The sequence below is a fragment of the Methylomonas aurea genome, from assembly GCF_024505045.1.
Lineage (GTDB): Bacteria > Pseudomonadota > Gammaproteobacteria > Methylococcales > Methylomonadaceae > Methylomonas > Methylomonas aurea.
Window position 1 is genome coordinate 57,019 of sequence record NZ_JANIBM010000011.1, and the last position, 14,819, is coordinate 71,837.

Here is a 14,819-nt window from a genome sequence, read left to right on the forward strand (position 1 = left end):
GGTCGCGGCTGTCTGGTCAAGCCGCTGCGCCGTTCAGGGTTGCTGCAACACGCGCTCGCATTGCGGCGGCAAGGGCGGTGCCGGTTGCGGCGCGCTTTTTCCCGGGGCTTTGGCTTCTTCGGAAAACCACCAGGCTAGGCTGGCGTCGCAGCCGTCGCCGGCCGGCAACGGTTCTTGGGCTTGGCACAGGCCGTTGCCGGGGGGGCATTTCAGGCGAACGTGGAAATGGTCGTCGTGCTTCCACCATGGCCTGATTTTCCGTAGCCAGCCAGACGAGCCAAGCGCTTTGCGGTTGCAAAGTTCCTGTTTGATGCTGGGGTTGACGAAGATTCGGTCTACTTCCGGCTGGCTTGCTGCCGCTTCCAGAATTTTGGCGTGCGCCGCGGTCCATTGCCTCCGATCGACCGCATCGGCGCGGCCGTCGACGACGGACGGCGCGTTCCAGGCTTCCCGTTCCGCCGCACTCAAGATGCGGGTTTCTGCCGGCTGCAGCAGCAAAAACCAGATGTCGACGTCCAGGCCGGTTTGGTGGCTACGGTGTCCGCTCGGTGTCGGGCCGCCGCGCGGTTGGCCGAGATCGCCGATCAGTAACGAACCGAGGCCCTCCCGTTCGGCGGTCAGACCGAGTTGTTGGATGAAGTCGACCAGTAGCGGGTGACCGTAATAGCGTTTGCGCGACAGGCGCATGACTTGGTAACCGGGGCCTTGCAACGGCAGCGTCGCCGCGCCGGCAATGCAGCCGGCAGTATAGCTGCCAATACTTTGCCCGCCATCGGCACTGGTGCTGGGGTGGCTGATCGCCGCCCAGGTGGCGGCCTCCGACCCGGCGGCAGCGGCCGGTATCGCTAGCGATGAGTTCAGGAAAAAACACAACAGGCCGACACGGTAGCGGGACGAATTTAGATGTTTCATGGGTAGGCGCAAAAATTGAGTCTATCGGTTTTGGGGTTTTACTGCGGCGAAGCGCCGGTTGGGCCTTCGCAAGCAATGATAAATCACGGCAGCGGGCAATTGCACAGCATTGCCCGTTTTATGCCGCCCGGTCCGCGGGTTAACAGGGCTCAGTCATCCGGTTAAAACCGTTTGCGGGCGGCGAGGGCGTGGTCGCCCAAGGCTTGCAGATTCTCCAAGCCGCGAATTTCGCAACGGCCGCCGCGGGCAGCGTAATCCATCCGGTATCCGTCGATGAATTCCATGACGGTGTGGTCGATTAAGTCGGCATCGCTCAGATCGAAGATCACGGTTTTGCCGTCGCCGAGCGCGGCCAGCTCGCTTTTTAACGCCAAGAAATTGGAGAACAACGCCGAGCCGTCGACTTTGACGGTCCATTGTTCGTTGCTGTCCGCTCGCAAGTGGTAAGACAGGCTCAACAGGTGGGCCAGCGGCACGCCGCGGCCCAGGTGCAGCAGAACCTTCGCGCCGATGCCGATCACTACTCCGGAGAGCAAGTTGCCGACCAGGATCGCGATGATCGTGATCAGAAATAAGGCCAATTGCTCCTTGCCCAAATCCATGCTTTTGGCGAAAACCTTGGGCGAAGCCAGGCGGTAGCCGGTATAGACCAGCAGCGCGGCCAGCGATGCCAGCGGTATGGCGCCGATCCAGCTCGGAAACAGCACGACGAATAACAACAAAAAACCGCCATGAAAGAAATTGGCCCAACGGCTGCGGGCGCCGGCATCGATATTGGCCGAGCTTCTGACAATTTCGGTAATCATCGGTAGACCGCCGAGCATGCCGGAGACCACGTTGCCGGCGCCGATCGCCGCCAATTCCCGGTTCAAGTCTGAGTAACGTCGGGCGGGATCGAGCTTGTCGACCGCGGCTGCGCTGAGCAGGGTCTCCAGGCTGCCGATCAGGCAAATGGCAATAACGCTTTCCCAAAACGCCCAACTCGCCAATTTGCCGAAATCGGGTTGTTGCAGGCTATCAGCCAGACTGGCCGGAAGCGCCACCAGAAAATCCGCGGCAAACGCGAGGTCCGGTGGCAATACGAAGGCGCGTTCGGGTTGCGGTTGGTCGAGCCCGAAGAGTTTGCCGAGCAACACGCCCACACCGATCACCACTATGGGTGCCGGAATTCGCCGAAACCAGCGATGCCGCAAATAGGGCCAGGCCAACAGCGTGACGATGCCGGCCAAGCCGATCAGCCCGGTGGTCGGGACAAAAAAGGTCAGGATTTGCGGTAACAGGCCGATGTTTGCCAGCAGGTCGCCGCCATGGGTTTGCAAGCCGGCGATGACCGGCAATTGCTTGACGATGATGATCAATCCGATCGCGGCAAGCATGCCGTGCGCCACCGAGGCCGGAAAAAGCCGGCCAAGCGGCCGGCCTTGAAATAGCCGAGTACGATTTGCAGCAGGCCGGCCACTACTACCGCCGCCAGCGTGTAACGGTAACCGGCCCAGTGGTCGCCGCCGCCCAAGCTTGCCACCGCATTGAAAATCACCACGATCAAACCGGCTGCCGGTCCGGTGATGGTCAATTGCGAACCGTTGATGCGGGATACCAGCAGTCCACCGACGATGGCGGCAATGATGCCCGACATCGGCGGAAATCCCGAGGCCGTGGCGATGCCGAGGCACAGCGGCAACGCAATCAGAAATACGGAAAAGCCGGCATATAGGTCGCTCAGCCGGTTTGCGGATGCAGACTCCTTCCCGGAACGATTTGCTTGATGAATTGGATTTGCCATGAATGCTCCGGAAATGAGAGGGCGGACCCGGTTGGGCAACCTTGAGAGGTCGCTCTTCGCTATGCGCTGAATCGGCGCAATGATAACCGGTTTTCTTCGACACCAGGCCGGCTTGGCCGATTCTGGCTAAGAATCGGCGATTCGGTCCTGTCGGGTTTTAATGTCGATTCGCCTTTATGTCGATTGGGCATTGAGGTTGTCCAAAGGCGGCTGGATTTTGGGTAGCGCGTTGTTTGCCCGCTTCCGGTTTTTTTGCGTCACGGCCGCCCTTGGTTATCGTCCGTCGGCGGCGGAAAATAAAAATCAGGCTAAAAAAGGCCGTTCGGGTAAAATGCGCCGTCCATTTTCGGCCCGCGCGGCTCGCGTGCCGGCCGTTGCCAATTCTTACTTTCCGCTGAAAACCACTTTTAATGAACATGCGCCTTATTGCCGGGATATTTTTTGTAATCGCCTGCTGGATTGCCGGGCCGTTGCAGGCTGCCGATTCCGCCAATTCCAGTTTCATTGTGTTGAATTACCACGATATTCTGGAGGAAGAAGAAAGAGTTCCGCCGTTCGACCGGATGGCGGTGAATAAGGATCATCTGAACGATCATTTCGCCTGGTTGAAAAATAACGGATACCGGGTGATCAGCATCCAGGATTTGCTGGATTGTACGCAAGGCAAAAAACAGTTGCCCAACAAAGCGGTGTTATTGACCTTCGACGACGGCTACCTAAGCTTCTATACCCGGGCAATGCCGCTGTTGAAGAAATATAAATACCCGGCCACACTGGCGGTGGTCGGCAGTTGGCTGGAACAGCACAATCATGCCGGCACCAACAAACCGTTGATGACGCCGGCCCAAATTCGCGAAGTGGCGAACAGTGGTCTGGTCGAAATTGCCTCCCACAGCTTCAACGCCCATCATGGTATCGTTGCCAATCCGCAGGGCAATGAACAAAGTACGATCACTACTCGGTTGTACAGCAGCGAATACGAGGAATACGAAAAAGACGAGGACTACCGGAAGCGGATTTTCCAGGAACTGGAGAAAAGTTCGGAACAATTGCTGCAGACTTTGGGCAAGCGGCCGCGGGTCATGGTCTGGCCTTACGGCGAATATAACGCGATTGCGCTGGAAGCAGCGAAAAACGCCGGCATGCCGCTGACCATGGGCCTGAACGACGGCGCAAATACGTTGGCGGACGCGGCGGTGATGAAGCGGATGATCATGACCGACGACCCGAACGCGGAGCGTTTTGCCACCATCGTCACCAAGTTGCGTACCGGCCGGGAATTGCGAGTAGCCCACGTCGATATGGATTACATTTATGACGAGGACGAGGAGCAGACCGAGAAAAATCTGGCCGCCGTCGTCGAGCGGATCAAAGCCAGCGGCGCCAATACCGTCTATCTGCAAGCCTTTTCCGACCCGGACGGCGATGGTAATGCCGATAAATTGTATTTCCCGAATCGGCACCTGCCGATGCGGCGGGATTTGTTCAATTATGTTTCCCTAAGGCTGAGAAAGGGTGCCGATGTCAAAGTCTACGCCTGGATGCCGATGATGGCGTATAAGGCCGACGTACCATTGAAATGGTACGTCAAGGAATGGCGCGACGGCGAACCGCAGTTGTCGCGCCACATTTATACCCGCCTGTCGCCGTTCAATCCGGAGGCTCGCCAGTTCGTCGGCGAGATTTATGAAGATCTGGCCAAATACTGTGACTTCAACGGCATTCTGTTCCACGACGACGGTATCTTGTCGGATTATGAGGACGTATCGCCGCTGGCGATGGAATTCACCAATAAGGTCTGGGGCTTGCCGGCCGAGTTCGATACCATTCATTCGTCCAGCGAGTTGCGCCTGCGCTGGGCTCAGCACAAGAATGAGTTGATGGGTCAATTCACCGATTATCTGACCAATAAGGTGCGTTTTTATCGGCCATACATCAAAACCGCGCGCAACTTTTACTCGTTGCCGTTGTTGAAGCCCTATAGCGAAGAATGGTACGCCCAATCGCTGGCCAGCTTTATGAAGCATTACGATTACGTGGCGATCGAGGCGATGCCTTTTATGGAGGACGCCGAGAATCCTAAGCAGTGGCTGGCGGAATTAGTCGAGAAGACCAATCAGTATCCCGGCGCGTTGGATAAAATGGTGTTCGAGCTGCAGGCGGTAAACTGGAAAACGCAACAGGACATCCCGATGTCGGTATTCACCGAACAGTTTCAGCTGTTGAAAAAATTGGGTGCCAAGCATATCGGTTATTACCCGGATAACGTCTTTCACGACCAGCCCAAACTGGCAGAGTTGAAAAAATATTTTCCTGTAGAGATCAAGGATTGAGTCGGCCGTGGACCAACTTTTAGCGCAACCTTGGGTACAACATCTGATCGATCTGTGGCTGATCGGGCGCGAACGGCTGGAAGAGGTGCCCTGGTGGCAATTCAACGAATGGCTTTCGCGCTTCGTGTTTTATTACCCGTTGTTGATGGCTTACGTCTGGATGCTGGGCGGCATCGTCTATTACATTCGCTGGGAACGTAACCGCGGCAACGTGTTGTCGGACTTGCCGGTGTTGGCGGAATATCCGCCGGTGTCGATTCTGATCCCGTGTTACAACGAGGGCGAGAACGTTCGCGAAACCATCGAATATCTGTTGCACCAACAATATCCCAATTACGAAATCATCGCCGTCAACGACGGCAGCAAGGACAATACCCTGGAAATCCTGCACGAACTGGCCGACCGGCATGCGCAAATTCGTGTCGTAAATCTGGCCAGCAACCAGGGTAAGGCGGTCGGTCTGCGCACTGCGGCGCTACTGGCCAACAGCGAAATTCTGATCGGTATCGACGGCGACGCCTTGTTGGCGCCGAACGCGACGGCGTGGATCGTCAAACATTTTCTGGAAGATCCGCACGTCGGCGCCGTGACGGGCAATCCGCGTATCCGCAACCGGTCAACCTTGTTGGGTAAGATTCAGGTCGGCGAGTTTTCGGCCATCGTCGGTATGATCAAACGTGCCCAACGGTCTTATGGACATGTGTTCACGATATCAGGAGTCATCGCCGGGTTCCGTAAGACTGCCTTGCACGATGTCGGCTACTGGAGTCCGGACATGGTGACCGAGGATATCGATATCAGTTGGAAAATGCAGTTGGCCGGCTGGGCGATCCGCTTCGAGCCCAATGCGCTGTGCTGGGTGTTGATGCCGGAAACTCTGAAAGGTTTGTGGAAACAACGCAGTCGCTGGGCGCAAGGCGGTGTCGAGGTGTTGCTGCGCTATTTCCGGCCGTTGCTGCGTTGGCGTTCGCGCGGCATGTGGCCTTTGTATTTGGAATGTTGCATCAGTTTGAGTTGGGCATTTTTGGTAGTTGCGATGCTGGCCTTGGTGCCGTTGGACTGGTTCAGCAGCGAGCCGCAGGAAGCCTTGGAAGACTTATCGCCGCACTGGACCAGCATGCTGCTGTGCGTGACCTGTCTGATCCAGTTTGCAGTCAGTTTGACGATAGACTCGGTCTATGAAAAGAAAAGCGGCGGCTCGGCCCAGCATTACTATTGGATGATCTGGTATCCGATCGTGTACTGGTTGATCAACGTCGGCACCACAATCAACGGTTGCATCAAGGCGTTACGGAAAAAGCGCGGCCAGCGCGCGGTTTGGGTGACTTTGGACAGAGGGTTGCGGCAAAAATGAAAGAGATCATTATCAACCAGCCGCATCTGCAAAGTTTTCAGCAAAAATGCGCTTCGGTCTTGATGGCTTTAATGAGCTGGGTGTTGTGGCTTTATTTTTTGTGGCCATTGTTCACTTTGACGGCTTGGCTGATGGGCTTGAAAAGCTTGTCGGACGAGATCCGCTGGTTCGGCGGTTACAAAACCTTGCTGGAACTACTAGAGCTCTACGGCGAGATCGTGCTGGCGATAGCGCTGTTCTGGCTGTGCTGGACCTTGTTTTTGTCCTGGCGGCATTCGGTGGTGGCGCCGAAACGGAGCGCTCCGGTCACCGACCAACAATTGGCGGTAGCATTTAAAGTCGATTTGGCCGAATTGCGCCAAGCCCGTCAGGGCAAGAAACTGACGGTTCATTTCGACGAACATGCCGGGATTACCGCTATTGGTAACGACTGACGGGGTTACCATATCGCGACTGCGTTTTTGGCGCGGTTGATGTTAAACTGCATGGGGCGTACTTAAGGACTTGGGATTATGCAACTGGCAATTACGGTATTGGGCGAGAAGTCCAACGGTTTTCTTGGGGAAGTTTTGTCGGCGTTAAGTGCCTGCCAATGTAACATTCTGGAACTGCGCACCTCCAATTTGACCGAGCTGACTGCCGCATACCTGTTGATCGACGGTAACTGGAACCATATCGCCAAGTTGGAAGGCATGCTGGATGCGATTAAAACCCGTTTGGAAATCCAGATGAACTTTCTGAGGCCGAGTCAGGAGCCGCAAGCGGTCGAAGGTGTGCCGTACACGCTGGAAACCATCTCCGTCGATAAAAGCGACATCCTGTTTGCCGTGACTTCCTTCCTGTTGGATCGGGGTATTTGTATCGAAGAAATCTCCGCCAGTCGCCACAATGCGGCTTTTTTCAATACGGCGGTATTTTCCACTAAATTCATCTTGTTGGTGCCGCCGTCGGTGCGGATTCTGTCCTTGCGCGAAGAGTTTCTGGATTTTTGCGACAGCTTGAACATCGACGCCATTCTCGAACCCGTCAAAAGGTGATTTCATGACAGCCATAGCCATCGGTGATACCGTTCCCGATTTCGAAGCAGCCGCTACCGGCGGCAAATCCGTCAAACTCAGCGATTATCGCGGTAAAAAAGTCGTGCTGTATTTTTACCCCAAGGACAATACGCCGGGTTGCACCCAGGAAGGGCAGGCTTTCCGCGACAATATCGGCCAATTCGAAGCATTGAACGCAGTGGTATTGGGCGTATCGCGCGATAGCGTCAAAGTGCACGAAGGCTTTAAATGTAAACAAGCGTTTCCATTTGATTTGCTGTCCGACCAGGACGAGAGTCTGTGCCATTTATTCGACGTTATCAGAACGAAGAACATGTACGGCAAGCAGGTGCAAGGGATTGAGCGCAGTACGTTTCTGATCGACGAAAACGGCGTCCTGGTCAAAGAATGGCGCAAGGTGCAGGTGAAGGTCCACGTAGCCGAAGTGCTGGATTTTCTCAAAACGGCTTGATCCAGGCGATCGTCCGTTGCCCACGGAGCACAGTCTTTTCATTTTCGCGGGCCTCATCGAGGCCCGCTTTCTTGTCTAACGCAGGCGCTATAGATTTTGGCTTTTCGAGCTTAGAGTCTTAAACCCTTCAGTTTGCTCGGGATTGTGAAATCCCGCTTATTTGGGCGATAATGCCCGGGCTAAATTTTCAATTGGACGACGTTTATGAACGAAATGCTGTCTGCGGGTATTGAGTTAATGCTGATCGGCATGGGCATGGTTTATGCTTTTCTGGCGATGCTGGTGGTTGCGATCACTGTCATGAGCAACCTGGTCCGGCACTATTTTCCGGAGGTTCCGACCAAATTTCCCGAACAGCCGGTTGTCCCCGGTAACGATAAAGCGGTGGTAGCCGCGATAACCGCCGCGGTTCTGCAGTATCGCAAAAAGCACAAGAACGGATAAATACCCAAAAGGTAAGGTCAGTTAAGACCCCAAAATGTCATTAGGAGATTAAAGAGTGGAAAAGGTGAACAAGCCCCTGGGAATTACTGAGGTGGTATTACGCGACGCCCATCAGTCAATTCTGGCAACCAGGCTGCGTATCGAAGACATGCTACCGATCTGCGATCAACTCGACCAGATCGGTTACTGGTCGATCGAATCCTGGGGAGGGGCGACCTTCGACGCTTGCATTCGCTATTTGGGCGAGGATCCGTGGGAGCGCCTGCGTTTACTGAAGAAAGCTATGCCCAATACGCCTCAGCAAATGTTATTCCGAGGCCAGAATATCCTGGGTTACCGCCATTACGCGGACGATGTGGTCGATAAATTCGTCGAGCGTTGCGTGGTCAACGGTATTGACGTATTCCGGATTTTCGATGCGATGAACGATATGCGCAATATCGAACGGGCCATCAAGGCGGTACTGAATACCGATGCCCATGCCCAAGGTACTATTTCGTACACGACCAGCCCGGTACACACCATCAAGAAATGGGTAGAGCAGGGCAAGCAGATCGAAGACTTGGGCGCCCATTCGATCTGTATCAAAGACATGGCGGGCTTGCTCACTCCTTACGACGCGTTCGACCTGATCGGCAAATTGAAAAAAGCCGTTACGATTCCGGTACATCTACATTGCCATGCGACCACCGGATTGAGCGTTGCGACCTGTATCAAGGCTGTCGAAGCGGGTGTGGACAATATCGATACCGCAATATCTTCGTTGAGTATGACCTACGGCCACACCCCAACCGAAACTATCGTCGCGGCATTGGCCGGGCAGAAACGCGATACCGGTCTGGATTTGGCCAGGCTGGAAAAAGTCGCGGCTTATTTCCGCGAGGTACGGAAAAAGTATGCACAGTTCGAAGGTAGCCTGAAAGGAGTGGATAGCCGGATCCTGGTGTCGCAAGTGCCGGGCGGCATGCTGACCAATATGGAAAGCCAGTTGAAGGAGCAAGGTGCTGCCGATCGTTTCGATGCAGTACTGCAAGAAATACCGCTGGTACGCAAAGATCTGGGCTATATTCCGTTGGTAACGCCGACTTCTCAAATCGTCGGTACTCAAGCGGTATTGAACGTTCTGGCCGGTGAGAGATACAAAACCATCAGTAAAGAAACGGCCGGTGTGTTACGGGGCGAATACGGTGCGACTCCGGCGCCCGTGGATAAGGAATTGCAAGCGCGGGTGTTGAACGGTGCAGAGCCGATCAGTTGCCGGCCGGCGGATTTACTGGAACCGGAGATGGACAAACTGATCGCCGACATCAAAGCGAAAGCGCAGGCCGAAGGTGTCAAGCTGGCCGAGAATGTCGAAGAAGATGCGCTGATCGACGGCCTATTCGCCCAAGTCGGTTGGAAATTTATCCAGAACCGGGGCAACCCGGCCGCGTTCGAACCGGTACCTGCCACCGAGCCAGCCCTTGTTTCCGCAGCGGCGGCAACTAAAGCGGCGGGCGAGGTCGAAACCTACACTGTCAACGTGGACGGCAAAAATTACCACGTTGCAATCGCGCCGGGGAACGGGGAGATTGTCGTCAAGCCGTCCTCGGCTTTGGAAAACGGACCGATGTTAGCATCGACTGCTCCGATCGTCAGCGGCAGCGGTGTCGTCGAGTCTCCGTTGGCCGGCGTTGTATTGAAAGTGAATGTCAACGTCGGCTCGCATTTATCCGAGGGCGATGTGGTGTTAATCATGGAAGCGATGAAAATGGAAACCGAGATTCGTGCCAAAGTCGCAGGTATCGTTAGTGCTGTCAATGTTCGACAAGGCGATTCGGTTGCGGTTGGTGACGTCCTGGTTACGTTGTAACCGACTAAGATTTAACTCGCACCGGTTGCCGCAATGTGGGAGCCGGATGCCTAATATAGAATTCGACGGCCAGTCGTAGCCGTGCTGTCGGCCAAATAAATCGAATAAATCAAGCCATGGAAAATCTCCGACTCTTGTGGGAAAGCACCGGTATTTACAACATTACCCAACCGCAAATCATCATGATGGGGGTGGGATTCCTGTTGTTATATCTGGCGATTAAAAAAGGCTTCGAACCGCTATTGCTGTTACCGATCGGTTTTGGCGCGGTACTCAGCAACATCCCGGTGGCCGGCATGGTCGACGAGGGCGGTATTCTTTATTACATGTATGGAGGTATCAAGGCGGGTGTATTTCCGCTATTGATATTCATGGGCGTCGGGGCGATGACCGATTTCGGGCCGATGCTAGCGAATCCGAAAACCCTATTTCTTGGCGCTGCCGCCCAGTTCGGCATTTTCGCCACATTATTTGGCGCGCTGGCCTTGAATGCAGTGCCGGGCATGGCATTTAGCTTGAAGGAAGCGGCGGCGATTGCCATCATCGGCGGCGCCGATGGCCCGACTGCAATTTACGTTGCCTCCAAACTGGCGCCGGAATTATTAGGCGCAATTGCCGTGGCCGCATACTCTTACATGGCTTTAGTGCCGCTGATCCAGCCGCCGATCATGAGGGCATTGACCAGCGAGGACGAGCGCCGTATCGAAATGCAGCAGCTGCGGACTGTCGGAAAGGCAGAGAAAGTGGTGTTTCCGCTAATGTTATTGATTTTGACAGCATTGTTGTTGCCGTCTGCCGCGCCGTTAGTCGGTATGTTTTGCCTCGGCAACTTGATGAATGCGACCGGCGTGGTCGATCGGCTGAGCAAAACCGCGCAGAACGAGTTGATCAATATCGTCACAATCTTTCTGGGCTTATCGGTCGGTTCCAAGCTTAGCGCAGAGGCGTTTTTGAAAGTACAGACCTTGGGCATCCTGGGCCTAGGCGCCGTCGCGTTTGCGATCGGTACTGCAAGCGGTGTGATCATGGCAAAGGTCATGAATCGTTTCAGTAGCACTCCGATTAATCCTTTGATCGGCGCGGCTGGTGTTTCCGCGGTGCCTATGGCGGCCCGCGTCGCCAACAAAATCGGTCTGGAAAGCAATCCGCACAATTTCCTGCTGATGCACGCGATGGGACCCAATGTCGCAGGCGTGATTGGCTCAGCGGTCGCGGCAGGGGTGTTGTTGAGTTTGGTGCGTTAGCTCTGTCAGGCGGGATCGAATTCAGGGAACCTCCAAAATTCATTTTTTTAAGGAGAGCTGGGCGAGGGAAATAAGCTGCCGATTTAATTCAAAATCATTCCTTTACCTGTATGTGCTTCCGGTATTTATGCCGGGGGTTGGGGGATGAAGCTTTTACTGGTTTTAAGAGATTCCCTAGAATGAGCGACCAGCTTAAGGACGCTAAGCGTACCAAAGTACTCTGGCTCACTTCGAGCTACCCCCGCAATGAAGACGATAGCGCTTCGATATTCCTGCGCTATTTGGCGGAAGCGCTCGCAAACCGAGAACTGGATTTGTTGGTTCTCGCTCCCGATCATCACGAAGTACGCCCGTTTCCCCAACCATACGGTTTGGTTTGTCGCCATTTCCGTTATTTTTTTCCGCGCCGTCTACAATTGTTAGCGTATGGCTCCGGAATCCTGCCAAACTTGAGCGCCGCACCGTGGTTATATTTGCAGGTGCCGTTTTTGATCGTGTCCATGTTCGTCGCTGCCGCACGGATATTGCTTAGCCAACGTCCCGCCTTGATTCATGCACATTGGATATTTCCGCAGGGTACTGTGGCAGTATTGTTGGGGAAGTTGTTTCGAATACCGGTGGTAGTAACTGCTCATGGTAGCGATGCTTTTTTACTAAAAGGAAGACTCCTCGGTTTATTGAAACGCTGGACGGTGAAACAATGCTCTATTTGGACGAGCAACACGCGGGCGACTTCCGGTGCCGTCGGATTCGACGAATTGTCTAAACCGCATATTATTCCAATGGGCGTTGACTATCGGCGTTTTGTGTTAGGTGATCGTAAGTCAATTGCAAAGCAACATAAATTAATTTTGTTGTTTGTTGGACGCTTGGTTGAAACTAAAGGAGTAGCTTATTTATTAAAAGCTTACGCCCTATTGTCCGAGGATTTGCGAGTTAGAACCGAGTTATGGATTATAGGCGATGGAGAGGAGATCGAACGATTAAAATTGTTAGCGATAAAATATAGAATAAGCGATAAGGTCTTTTTCTTGGGAAAGTTGCCGAATGACAAATTGCCTGATTATTACGCGGCAGCGGATATTTTTGTTTCCCCGTCTATGATCGAAGGACAAGGAGTGACATTTTTGGAGGCGCTGGCGAGTGGCGTGCCAATTATCTGCTCTAATGTTGGAGGTATTGGGGAAATTATAAAACATGGAGAAACAGGTTTGTTTGTGAGTCCCAATGATGTTGACGAGCTTTCGGAAGCGATTAATAGATTGATAACCGATAGAGAGTTTAGAATGAATTTGAGTAAAACCGGTAGAAAAATTGCTGAATCCTATGATTGGCAATGTGTTGCTGAACAATTCATCTCGTTGTATATCAGCATCTTGAATACCGCCGAATTTAGATCGTAGTGTTTTAGTTGATGAATATATATTTTCTATGCAAACGCTACTACACAAATAAAGACCTCATCAATGATCGGTTCGGTCGGCTCTATCAATTACCCAAACAGTTGTCTAGCTGCGGACATCGAATTGTAGTCAATGCCTTCGACTATCGAAATCGGACTGATTTATATGTCGCAGATAACGGGGTTTCATTTCAAACCATTCCAGTAAGTCCGGCTAATTTAATTGGCGCGATTTTGCGGACTTATTCGCATGTTAGGAATATAAATCCGGACGTGATTATCGCTAGTGGTGATATCTATATCGGATTGATTGGGCTTCTGCTGGCCCGAAGATTGGGGATAAAGTTTGTATACGATGTGTACGACTATTATCCGGCTTTTCGAATCAACAGATTGCCAGGATTGAAATCGGTATTTAATTATGTTGTCAGAAAATCCAGTCTGGTTACTTGTGCTAGTCAATCGTTGCAGCGCTGGGTCAAAAGTGGGGTTAATCAACGTACATTATTGATTGAGAATGGTGTTGATCGAAACGTATTTTCAGTCGGCGATCGCGTTGAAGCTAGGCTTAAACTAAACCTCCCTTTAAGCAAAGAGGTGATCGGTTATTTCGGCTCGATAAATTTGGCGAGGGGTCCACTTTTGATCGCCGCTTGCAGGCTCTTGAGGGAAACGAAACCCAACTTACATCTTGTGTTTGCCGGACGCGTAGATGGAGTTGAGTTCAACGAAAACTGGATTAAATACTACGGAGAATTACCTCAATCATCCGTACCAAATTTAATTAATGCTTGCGATGTTGTTGTCGTGCCATATGCTGGTGACCAGTTTAATTCTCTGTCAGGTGCTTGCAAAATCGCCGAATACCTTGCATGCGGTAAACCGGTAGTTGCTACAAGGGTATCTGACCATGCAGAAATATTCAAAGAGGCACCGACTTCACTATGCGAGCCTATTGCAGACGATATGGCTCGTGCTATTAAATCGCAACTAGAAAGCCCGAGAATTTTGCAATATCCCGCTATTCTGGATTGGCAATCGATCGGACGGAAACTTCATCAAGAGTTGGCTAAGCTTGTGCCATGAACAGGCTTTTCGTTGTCATCACAGACTTCAACGGATTTGCCCAGACACGTCGTTGCCTGGATGCCTTATATAAAAGCACATATAAAGACTTCACGGTGTTGGTGGTGGACCACGGCACAACAGAAGAGACGCGGATTGGATTGCAGAATGATTATCCCTGCGTGATTCGTTTACCGGGACCTTCAAGTCTTTGGTGGGCGGGAGCGAATAATTTAGGTATACGGTTCGCCATGGATAAGGGTGCAGATTTAATTATGCTGCTGAATAACGATTGTTATGTAACATCTGAAACTATTCAAAAATTGGTTGATATTTTGAGAAACAAATCCGGTGCAATTATTGCTCCGATACAGCGAGACTGGCCTACTGGACGCATTATCAGTATTAATCCTAGGCATAATTTTCTATTAGGATTTCCTACAATTGGAGGGCTAAAAAGTCCGGTTGGAGCCGGGCTAGGTGACGTTATACCGGTAGACCTGATTATAGGCGGCCGCGGTGTCATCATCCCTAAGCATATATTTGCGGAAATTGGTTTGTTCAACGAAGCCCAGTTGCCACATTATGGGGCCGATCATGATTTTTATATTCGAGTAGAGAAAAAATTTGCTTTATATGTGTCGCTAAAAGCCTGTGTTGATGTGGATCCCGCTCAAACCAGTTTGGCTGTTGATATATGTGAGATTGGCTTTAAAACGTTTATTCGAACTTTGATAGATCGAAGATCGCATAGAAATATATACGATATTTCTGTTTTGTTTAAACTCCATTATCCTCTGCCTCGTTTCTATTTAACTGGGGTTGTGTTTTATTATATTAGATATTTTTGTGTTTATTTTATTAATAGATATATATTGGCTAGATAAGGGTTTTTGTTTGTTTGATTCGGGAGAGATTTCT

General features: G+C 52.3%; 13 protein-coding genes and 1 pseudogene. 11 read left to right on the plus strand and 3 right to left on the minus strand.

Annotated features, from left to right (window positions below; translation table 11 throughout):
- Nucleotides 1-33: 33 nt before the first annotated feature.
- The 3 genes and pseudogenes from mepA to NP603_RS11270 form a co-directional block, all read right to left on the minus strand.
- Nucleotides 34-912 (minus strand): penicillin-insensitive murein endopeptidase, encoded by an 879-nt coding sequence (gene mepA / locus NP603_RS11255; RefSeq protein WP_256610978.1) that lies wholly within the window; start codon nt 910-912, stop codon nt 34-36.
- Nucleotides 913-1,073: 161 nt separating this feature from the next.
- Nucleotides 1,074-2,695: pseudogene (locus NP603_RS11260) on the minus strand (SulP family inorganic anion transporter).
- A 157-nt stretch (nt 2,696-2,852) separates the two neighbouring features.
- On the minus strand, nt 2,853-3,200 hold the full coding sequence (locus tag NP603_RS11270; protein WP_256610981.1) for a hypothetical protein: 348 nt from the start codon (nt 3,198-3,200) through the stop codon (nt 2,853-2,855).
- A gap of 1 nt (nt 3,201) precedes the next feature.
- On the opposite strand from NP603_RS11270, the gene pgaB reads away from it, so the two are divergent.
- The 11 genes from pgaB (at nt 3,202) to NP603_RS11325 (ending at nt 14,785) form a co-directional block, all read left to right on the plus strand.
- On the plus strand, nt 3,202-5,028 hold the full coding sequence (gene pgaB, locus NP603_RS11275; protein WP_256610982.1) for a poly-beta-1,6-N-acetyl-D-glucosamine N-deacetylase PgaB: 1,827 nt from the start codon (nt 3,202-3,204) through the stop codon (nt 5,026-5,028).
- Between the two features lie 7 nt (nt 5,029-5,035).
- Complete coding sequence (pgaC, locus tag NP603_RS11280) at nt 5,036-6,382, plus strand: poly-beta-1,6-N-acetyl-D-glucosamine synthase (protein ID WP_256610983.1); 1,347 nt, start codon at nt 5,036-5,038, stop codon at nt 6,380-6,382.
- A complete protein-coding gene (pgaD, locus tag NP603_RS11285; protein WP_256610984.1) occupies nt 6,379-6,816 on the plus strand; it encodes a poly-beta-1,6-N-acetyl-D-glucosamine biosynthesis protein PgaD in 438 nt (145 codons plus the stop codon). Before pgaC ends, pgaD begins: the two co-directional genes overlap by 4 nt.
- A 78-nt stretch (nt 6,817-6,894) precedes the next feature.
- Nucleotides 6,895-7,419, plus strand: coding sequence for a glycine cleavage system transcriptional repressor (locus NP603_RS11290; protein WP_256610985.1), 525 nt, complete (start codon nt 6,895-6,897; stop codon nt 7,417-7,419).
- Between the two features lie 4 nt (nt 7,420-7,423).
- Nucleotides 7,424-7,891: a peroxiredoxin gene (locus NP603_RS11295; RefSeq protein ID WP_256610986.1), complete on the plus strand. Its 468-nt coding sequence runs from the start codon at nt 7,424-7,426 to the stop codon at nt 7,889-7,891.
- A 204-nt stretch (nt 7,892-8,095) separates the two neighbouring features.
- The gene (locus tag NP603_RS11300) at nt 8,096-8,335 is read left to right on the plus strand and encodes an OadG family protein (protein ID WP_256610987.1); all 240 of its coding nucleotides are present in this window, start codon (nt 8,096-8,098) and stop codon (nt 8,333-8,335) included.
- Nucleotides 8,336-8,390: 55 nt separating this feature from the next.
- Nucleotides 8,391-10,187, plus strand: a complete 1,797-nt coding sequence (gene oadA, locus NP603_RS11305) for a sodium-extruding oxaloacetate decarboxylase subunit alpha (protein ID WP_256610988.1) — start codon at nt 8,391-8,393, stop codon at nt 10,185-10,187.
- Between the two features lie 116 nt (nt 10,188-10,303).
- Complete coding sequence (locus NP603_RS11310) at nt 10,304-11,431, plus strand: sodium ion-translocating decarboxylase subunit beta (RefSeq protein WP_256610989.1); 1,128 nt, start codon at nt 10,304-10,306, stop codon at nt 11,429-11,431.
- Nucleotides 11,432-11,610: 179 nt separating this feature from the next.
- Nucleotides 11,611-12,834, plus strand: coding sequence for a glycosyltransferase (locus tag NP603_RS11315; RefSeq protein WP_256610990.1), 1,224 nt, complete (start codon nt 11,611-11,613; stop codon nt 12,832-12,834).
- Between the two features lie 11 nt (nt 12,835-12,845).
- Nucleotides 12,846-13,919: a glycosyltransferase gene (locus NP603_RS11320; protein ID WP_256610991.1), complete on the plus strand. Its 1,074-nt coding sequence runs from the start codon at nt 12,846-12,848 to the stop codon at nt 13,917-13,919.
- Nucleotides 13,916-14,785, plus strand: coding sequence for a glycosyltransferase family 2 protein (locus NP603_RS11325; RefSeq protein ID WP_256610992.1), 870 nt, complete (start codon nt 13,916-13,918; stop codon nt 14,783-14,785). Before NP603_RS11320 ends, NP603_RS11325 begins: the two co-directional genes overlap by 4 nt.
- The last annotated feature ends 34 nt before the right edge of the window (nt 14,786-14,819 follow it).

Excerpts from the sequence above, each read along its gene's own strand:
- NP603_RS11310 (WP_256610989.1), top strand. The coding sequence starts at position 10,304 with ATGGAAAATCTCCGACTCTTGTGGGAAAGCACCGGTATTTACAACATT.
- mepA (WP_256610978.1), bottom strand. The coding sequence starts at position 912 with ATGAAACATCTAAATTCGTCCCGCTACCGTGTCGGCCTGTTGTGTTTT.
- NP603_RS11320 (WP_256610991.1), top strand. The coding sequence starts at position 12,846 with ATGAATATATATTTTCTATGCAAACGCTACTACACAAATAAAGACCTC.
- NP603_RS11300 (WP_256610987.1), top strand. The coding sequence starts at position 8,096 with ATGAACGAAATGCTGTCTGCGGGTATTGAGTTAATGCTGATCGGCATG.
- NP603_RS11315 (WP_256610990.1), top strand. The coding sequence starts at position 11,611 with ATGAGCGACCAGCTTAAGGACGCTAAGCGTACCAAAGTACTCTGGCTC.
- NP603_RS11290 (WP_256610985.1), top strand. The coding sequence starts at position 6,895 with ATGCAACTGGCAATTACGGTATTGGGCGAGAAGTCCAACGGTTTTCTT.
- pgaD (WP_256610984.1), top strand. The coding sequence starts at position 6,379 with ATGAAAGAGATCATTATCAACCAGCCGCATCTGCAAAGTTTTCAGCAA.
- NP603_RS11295 (WP_256610986.1), top strand. The coding sequence starts at position 7,424 with ATGACAGCCATAGCCATCGGTGATACCGTTCCCGATTTCGAAGCAGCC.
- NP603_RS11270 (WP_256610981.1), bottom strand. The coding sequence starts at position 3,200 with ATGAAACTGGAATTGGCGGAATCGGCAGCCTGCAACGGCCCGGCAATC.
- NP603_RS11325 (WP_256610992.1), top strand. The coding sequence starts at position 13,916 with ATGAACAGGCTTTTCGTTGTCATCACAGACTTCAACGGATTTGCCCAG.